Annotated in this window: 4 protein-coding genes; all 4 read left to right on the forward strand. The window is 58.2% G+C overall.

All coding sequences use genetic code 11. From position 1 onward, the window contains the following. Positions 1-122: 122 nt before the first annotated feature. The 4 genes from ACYQ6M_RS29285 to ACYQ6M_RS29300 all read left to right on the forward strand — a co-directional run bounded on the left by ACYQ6M_RS29285 (position 123) and on the right by ACYQ6M_RS29300 (position 6,877). The gene (locus ACYQ6M_RS29285; protein WP_055661520.1) at positions 123-3,311 is read left to right on the forward strand and encodes an efflux RND transporter permease subunit; all 3,189 of its coding nucleotides are present in this window, start codon (positions 123-125) and stop codon (positions 3,309-3,311) included. A gap of 356 nt (positions 3,312-3,667) precedes the next feature. Beyond that, positions 3,668-4,807, forward strand: coding sequence for a TRAP transporter substrate-binding protein (locus ACYQ6M_RS29290; RefSeq protein WP_460077378.1), 1,140 nt, complete (start codon positions 3,668-3,670; stop codon positions 4,805-4,807). Positions 4,808-4,989: 182 nt separating this feature from the next. Beyond that, positions 4,990-5,565 (forward strand): TRAP transporter small permease subunit, encoded by a 576-nt coding sequence (locus ACYQ6M_RS29295; protein WP_031268996.1) that lies wholly within the window; start codon positions 4,990-4,992, stop codon positions 5,563-5,565. Continuing rightward, positions 5,531-6,877, forward strand: coding sequence for a TRAP transporter large permease (locus ACYQ6M_RS29300; protein ID WP_208984788.1), 1,347 nt, complete (start codon positions 5,531-5,533; stop codon positions 6,875-6,877). The genes ACYQ6M_RS29295 and ACYQ6M_RS29300 overlap by 35 nt, the downstream gene beginning before the upstream one ends. The last annotated feature ends 600 nt before the right edge of the window (positions 6,878-7,477 follow it).

Genomic DNA, 7,477 nt, shown 5'->3' on the forward strand with positions numbered 1-7,477 from the left:
TGAACAGGTGGAGCGCCTTGCGCTCCACCTCCCCTCTTCAACAATTCAAGTCATGATTGCCGGTGGCGCCGCCACCGGCCGGGGACGTGTTGTCCCGATTTCCGACCGGAAAGGGCCTGGATATGAATATCTCGAGATTCTTCGTCGACCGCCCGGTCTTTGCCGGTGTGCTGTCTGTCCTCATCCTCATCGCCGGCCTGATCGGTCTGCGGGCGCTGCCGATCTCCGAATACCCCGAGGTGGTGCCGCCATCGATCGTTGTGCGCGCCGCCTATCCGGGGGCGAACCCGAAGGTCATTGCCGAGACGGTGGCAACGCCGCTGGAAGAACAGATCAACGGTGTCGAGGGCATGCTCTACATGTCCAGCCAGGCGACCTCTGACGGCGTCATGACACTCACGGTGACGTTCGAGCTCGGCACCGATCCCGACCAGGCCCAGCAGCTTGTCCAGAACCGCGTTTCGCAAGCCGAACCCCGTCTTCCGGCGGAAGTAAGAAGCCTTGGCATAACCACGGTGAAAAGTTCACCCGATCTGATGATGGTCGTGAACCTGACCTCGCCGGACAATCGCTACGACATCACCTACCTGCGCAACTATGCCGTCCTCAACATCAAGGACCGGCTGGCCCGCCTGCAGGGTGTCGGCCAGGTGCAGGTGTTCGGCTCCGGCGATTACTCCATGCGTGTGTGGGTCGACCCACAAAAGGCGGCCGGCCATAACCTGGCAGCCAGCGACATCACCAACGCCATCCGCCAACAGAACGTGCAGGCCGCGGCCGGAATTATCGGCGCTTCGCCAAACCTGAAGGGTGTCGACGTTCAGCTCAGCGTCAATGCGCAAGGTCGTCTTCAGACACCGGAAGAGTTCGGCAACATCATTGTCCGCACCGGTGAAAACGGTGAGGTCACCCGGTTGCGCGACGTTGCCCGGATCGAGCTTGGTGCAGCCGATTATTCGCTGCGCTCCCTGCTCGACGGCAAACCGGCCGTCGCCATTCCCGTGTTCCAGGCACCCGGTTCCAACGCTATTGCGATCTCCGACGCAGTGGTCGAGACCATGAACGACCTTCAGGTCGCCATGCCTGACGGCGTCAAATACGAGATCGTCTACGACACCACAAAGTTTGTCCGATCCTCCATCGAGAAGGTGGTCGACACGCTGCTGGAAGCCGTGGTGCTTGTGGTCCTCGTCGTGATCCTGTTCCTGCAGACATGGCGTGCATCGATCATTCCGCTGATCGCCGTGCCCGTGTCGATCATCGGCACCTTCGGAGTCATGTATGTCTTCGGCTTTTCCATCAACGCTCTCAGCCTCTTCGGGCTGGTTCTCGCGATCGGCATCGTGGTCGATGACGCGATCGTGGTCGTTGAAAACGTCGAACGAAACATCGAAAACGGACTGAACCCGCGCCAGGCAACCTACAAGGCCATGAAGGAAGTCTCCGGACCAATCATCGCCATTGCACTGGTGCTTGTGGCGGTGTTTGTCCCGCTGGCCTTCATCACCGGCCTTTCGGGTCAGTTCTATCGCCAGTTCGCACTAACGATCGCAATCTCGACTGTCATCTCGGCCATCAACTCGCTCACTCTGTCCCCGGCCCTGGCCGCCCTTCTCCTGAAGGATCACCATGCGCCCAAGGACTGGCTGACACGTTCGATGGACTTCCTGTTCGGCTGGTTCTTCAAGGGCTTCAACCGGGCCTTCGGCGCCGGTTCCAACGCCTATGGCAAGAGCGTCGGCGGCCTGTTGTCCCGCAAGACCATCGTCATGGTGGTTTACATGGCACTTGCAGGGGCAACCTACAGCCTCTTCACAACAGTCCCCGGCGGCTTCGTGCCGGCACAGGACAAACAGTATCTGATCGGCTTTGCCCAGCTTCCCGACGCTGCCACGCTGGACCGGACCGAAGACGTCATCCGCCGGATGAGCGAGATCGCCATGGAGCAGGAAGGTGTCGAACACGCCATCGCCTTCCCGGGCCTGTCGATCAACGGCTTTACCAACTCTTCCAACGCCGGCATCGTCTTCGCCACCCTGACGGATTTCGAGGAACGCAAGTCTCCGGAATTGTCCGGCGACGCCATTGCGATGCAGCTGAACCAGAAGTTCGGCACGATCCAGGACGCGTTTATCGCCATGTTCTCGCCGCCGCCTGTTCAGGGCCTTGGCACCACCGGCGGGTTCAAACTGCAGATCGAGGACCGGGCAGGTCTCGGCTACCAGGCACTCGACGCGGCCAACAAGGCCTTCCTGGCCAAAGCCTATCAGACGCCGGAACTGGCTGGATTGTTCTCCAGTTTCCAGATCAATGTGCCCCAGCTTTATGCGGATCTTGATCGCACCAAGGCGGAACAGCTCGGCGTATCGGTAACGGACGTATTCGAGACGCTGCAGATCTACCTGGGTTCACTTTATGTCAACGACTTCAATGCCTTCGGTCGCACTTACAGTGTCCGGGTGCAGGCGGACGCCCAGTACCGGGCGCATGCCGACGATATCGGCAAGTTGAAGGTCCGCTCTGCCACCGGCCAGATGATCCCGCTTTCCGCCCTGTTGAAGGTGGAGGCCACCACCGGGCCGGAACGGGCAACCCGCTACAACGGTTTCCTTGCGGCTGACATCAATGGTGGCCCGGCTCCCGGGTTTTCCTCCGGCCAGGCCCAGGCAGCGGTCGAGCGGATCGCGGAGGAAACCCTGCCCAAAGGCATCGCCTTCGAGTGGACAGACCTGACCTACCAGCAGATCCTTGCCGGCAGCTCCGGGTTCCTGGTCTTTCCTCTGGCCCTGCTTCTGGTCTACCTGGTGCTTGCCGCCCAGTATGAAAGCCTGATGCTTCCGGTGGCGATCGTCATGATCGTACCGATGGGTGTCCTTGCCGCCCTGACAGGCGTCTGGCTGACCCATGGCGACAACAACATCTTCACCCAGATCGGGTTGGTGGTGCTGGTCGGGCTTTCGGCGAAAAACGCGATCCTGATCGTGGAATTCGCAAGGGAACTGGAATTTGAAGGCCGCACGCCGGTTGAAGCGGCAGTCGAAGCTAGCCGGTTACGTCTGCGCCCGATCCTGATGACCTCGATGGCCTTCATCATGGGTGTGGTTCCGCTTGTGCTTTCCACCGGTGCCGGTGCGGAAATGCGAGCCGCGATGGGCATCGCGGTCTTCTCCGGCATGATCGGCGTGACCTTCTTCGGAATCTTCATGACGCCGGTGTTCTACGTGCTGGTCCGCAAGCTCTCGGGCAATCGCCCGCTTGCGCAACACGAGGAACCAGCAGAGCAGCCGCAAGCTCAGAACACGGCCGCTTGAAGCTGGACCAAATGACAAGAAAAACGCCCTGGAAGCACTCGTTTCCAGGGCGTTATGTACTTGGGCAAGGCCTTCTCCTGCGCGGATAATGCGATCACCTGGCGTCGGTGTCGGTCGCACGCACGCTCCATCCGATCAAGGTAAGATCTGAACGCCTCCCTCGATACCCCGTCACGCAAGGTCGCCGCACTGAGTCCCCCACATCCCTGGGCTGCAATGCCGGCAACAACACCCAAATTGCGGATTCCCGCAAATGGATTGCGTGAATTGACCTGTCATATTTGGTTTCCGGCCGCGTAACGTGACGGGCCTGGCGTTGGCTAGCCAACTCGTGGCGATGTATGTGGGAGGAAAACATGCAATCGAATAATTATCACGAAGACACGAAAGCGATGCGCGGCGGTGTGCAATTTCAACACCTTGCAGCACGCATCAAACAAACTGTGACTGTGGAAGGAAGTTTTGCGCGTTTGTCGTCACTGAAGACCGGAATTCTAACAAGCTTGCTTGCCCTGTCGGTCTTTTCAGCACCGACCGCAGCAACGGCCGCCGACTACAACTGGACCTTCCAGACCTCGGAAACGGCCGGTGAACCCGGTTTCATCAACAAGCAGAAGTGGGCTGAAAACGTTGAGAAAATGTCCGGCGGACGGATCGAGATCGAGATTTTGCCGATTGGTGCCGTCGTCCCGCATACCGATACGCTTGATGCCGTTGGCACTGGCATTCTTCAGGGACATCTGACCGATCCGAGCTATTTCGCCGGGAAGGATCCCGCTTTTGCGATGATGGGCAACCTGGTCGGTGCCTGGAGCGATCCGTTCGAATTGATCGGGTTCATGCAATCCGGTGGCGGTCACGAGCTTTACGCCGAACTGGTCGAGCCCTATGGCGTCCATTTCATCGGAGCGGCAGCAACTGAGCCGGAAGCTTTCGTTTCCAGTGTTCCGATCCGCTCTGTGGAAGACCTGAAGGGCGTCAAGATGCGCGCACCGGAAGGCATGGTCTACGAGATCTTCTCCAAGGCAGGTGCCTCTCCGGTTGCACTTCCCGGTTCAGAGGTCTTCACCGCTCTCGACAAGGGCGTTGTCCAGGCCGCCGATTATACGGTTTTTGCGACCAACCAGTCGCAGGGCATGAACGACGTTGCCCACTATCCGTTGTATCCGGGCTTTCATTCCCTGCCGCTGATCGACATTTCGATGACCAAATCAATCTGGGATGAACTTCCGGACGACCTGAAGGCTGTCCTGAACGCCTCCGTTGACCAGTTCATTTTCAATCACGTTTATTCCGTACGCAAACTCGATGCGGCCGCAGTCGAGGAAGCCAAGGCAAACCCGGAGATCGAAATTGTCAACTGGTCCGGCGACGAGCGAGCGAAGTTCCGCAGGATCGCGCAGCAGGAATGGGAAAACTGGGCCGGCAAGAACGACCTCACCCAACGCTACTACGATTCGGTGGTCGCTTATCTGAAGGGCCGGAACCAGCTCTGATCTGACCAACGTTCCGTTGACGCAGCCGCACCCGGACCAAAAGGTTCGGGTGCGGCCTGACCTTGTTTCTATCTGTCCATAACGGGTGAAACGAGATGCCGGTGCGTGGCCGTCAGCTAAGACTGATTGGCCATCCCCTATTTCCACAACAGCTTGCCAACTGCGCGACGGGAGAAGAATCCATGCCGGACAATCCGGATGTGAGTGACCTGGAGGACAATGGCCAGGCGAACCTGCGAACCGGCCTGGACCGGTTCATTGCCGGGTCCGCGAAGCTCTTTGCCTGGGCTATCTTTCTGGCGTTTGCCATCAGCGTATATGAGGTTATCGCCCGCTACGTTTTTGATAGCCCGACGTATTGGGCTCACGAGAGCACGACCTTCCTCATAGCAGCCATCTTCCTGATCGGCGGCCCCGTAGCGCTCGCTCGCGACAAGCATATTCGCGTGCGCATGATTTATGACTCGGTTTCGCCTCGTGTGCGCCGATGGCTGGATATCGTCAATTCATTGATCGCGATGATCTTCTTTGCAGGACTGGGATACGCGGGCGCGACAATGGCCTGGAAGGCTACCCACCGACCAAACGGCGATATCCATCTGGAGGGCACGGGTACTGCGTGGAACCCACCGACACCGGCACTGCTGAAAATCATTATTCTGATTTGCGTTTGCCTGATGTTCGTTCAGACCCTGATGCACCTCATCAAGGCGATCCGCGGCGATGACGCTGCCTACAGCGAACGCGGAGGCCAATGACATGGGCCTCAACGATCTGGGTATTGAATACGGTACAATTCTGCTCGTTGGCAGCATCTTCGTGTTGTTGCTTACAGGCCAGCCTCTCGCCTGGGTGACGGGGCTCGTAGCCCTGGTTTTCACGTTCGGTTGGTTTGGAGGAAATGCGCTGCCGCTGGTTACGGCTCGCATCTTCGGCTTCATTACGGAATATTCCCTCGTCGCCATTCCGATGTTCATCCTGATGGCGGCGCTCCTCGACAGATCAGGAATCGCGAAGGACCTCTTCAACGGAATGAGGGTGCTTGCCGGACGGTTGCCAGGTGGTGTCGCCGTTCAAACGCTGATCGTCGCCACCCTGATGGCCGCCATGTCCGGCGTCATCGGTGGTGAGATCGTTCTTCTGGGAATTCTGGCATTGCCCCAGATGCTGCGGCTTGGATATGACCGCGACCTGTCAATCGGGGTCGTTTGCGCAGGTGGTTCGCTTGGGACCATGATGCCGCCCTCGATCGTTCTGATCATTTACGGGCTGGTGGCAAGTGTTTCCATTGCCGACCTCTTCGTTGCGGCAGTCACACCTGCCCTGATGCTGCTCGGCTGCTATATCGCTTATGTTCTTGTACGCTGTTTCCGAAACCCGGACCTCGGGCCACCAATTTCCGCGGAAGAACGCGCCGAAGAGACAATAGGAAGTGCGATCCGGTCCCTGATCGCCCCGGTCTTCATCGTGGTAGCGGTTCTGGGTTCCATATATGGAGGCATCGCCTCTATCACCGAAGCAGCTGCACTCGGGGTTTCGTCAGTGCTCATCATCGCACTGCTTCGCAGGGAACTTAACGCCCGTATGCTTCAGGACAGTCTGGTCCACACGCTGGAAACCTGCGGCATGATCATCTGGATCGGGATCGCCGCAGCCGTGCTCGTCGGTGTCTACAACCTCATGGGGGGCAACCGCTTCGTCTCCGCGGTCATGCTTGGTCTCGACGCGTCGCCCGTGGCCGTCATTCTGATCATGATGCTGATCCTGCTAGTGCTGGGCATGTTCCTGGACTGGATCGGGATCGCCCTTTTGACCTTGCCCATCTTCGTGCCGATTGTCGTTCAGCTGGGATATGATCCGATCTGGTTCGGCATCCTGTTTGCAGTCAACATGCAGGTCTCCTACCTGACCCCACCGTTTGGACCGGCGGCCTTCTATTTGAAAAGCGTGGCACCACCGGACATTACGCTCGGCAACATCTACGGAGCTCTGCTTCCGTTTATCGTGCTCCAGCTCTTTGTTCTCGCAATCTTGCTGTTCTTCCCTGGCATCGCAACCTGGATGCTGTAACTCAAAGGCGTGTCGCGTTCTTTCAAGTGGATGCGGCACGCTATTACACATGAAGGCTTCTTTACCTTTTCAGCAGGCTTGCCGATCCGCGTTACAGGGGACATCATCGCGCTTTCCCCGCCTTTGATTGTTGAGGACGGTATGATTGAGGAGATGGCGTCGACGTTGGGCGGTGTTTTTTTGTCGACGGCTTAGGTTTGGTTTTTGGATCAGAGATACCCGGAGCCCCTACCAGTAATGTTGGCGGGGCTTTTGGATTTTTGGAGCGGTTTAGGTTTGTTTCCGGCGCTTCTTTTGGGCTTTGCCGTTCGGGTGTCCCTGGAATGGTTCCGGTCGAGTTGCGTTAGGCACCAAAAAACCCCGGTCAGGATATCTGCCGGGGTTATTTGTTTGTTTCGGTAGGTGGCTTTGAGCGTTTTTGTGGCCTTGGGCGTCGGGCATAGCGCTTTTTGTGGGGGCGCTGGTCAGTTTAAAATCTGTATCCGTTACCAACAAAAAACCCGGCGCGAGGCCGGGTTATTTGTTGGTTGCGGGAGCAGGATTTGAACCTGCGACCTTCAGGTTATGAGCCTGACGAGCTACCGGGCTGCTCCATCCCGC

The organism is Roseibium sp. ROS1, assembly GCF_054658215.1.